Source organism: Psychrobacter sp. 1Y4 (assembly GCF_051847555.1).
Genome location: NZ_JBPYDE010001125.1, coordinates 1 through 524, shown reverse-complemented (window position 1 = coordinate 524; position 524 = coordinate 1). Strand labels below are relative to the sequence as shown.

Genomic DNA, 524 nt, shown 5'->3' with positions numbered 1-524 from the left:
CTGCTGTTGCTCGTTTAGCTCACTACTCCACTCACGATAGCGTTTTAGCTTACCGTTGATACGATCTAATATCGCAACGGCTTCGATAGGCATGGCATTTAGGGTGGCCTCGTCGACCACATCAACAAGCTCAGTCATAATCGGACAACGTCCATGTTTGAGATACCACAAAGTATCGGGGTCAAAAGGCGGTCTATTCGTCGGGCGCATGTGAGCACGATTGGATAAATAGCGATCAGTCAGTGGGGTTGATGAGCGAATATCGTTCACTTGCGCCAATGCATCACGTATACGGTCTACCCGCTCAGGTGGCGTTAGTGCAGCACGCTCGTGATTTGATCGAGTGCCGTCATTATTATGATGGATATCAACATTATAACTATTGTCATTTAAATTATGGTTAACACCCATCTCCTGCGCATTGTTGGCAGCTAACGTTGGTAGGTCATCTTGAGCTTGCCCAAATGACTTTAGCATTCTTGTCAAACTGACTACCATGACTTGCTCTGCCCCTCATCCAGTAC

1 pseudogene is annotated in these 524 nt (G+C 46.9%); it reads right to left on the bottom strand.

From position 1 onward, the window contains the following. Positions 1-477, bottom strand: a pseudogene (locus ACS8FC_RS20755) (hypothetical protein); the annotation flags it as partial. Between the last annotated feature and the right edge of the window lie 47 nt (positions 478-524).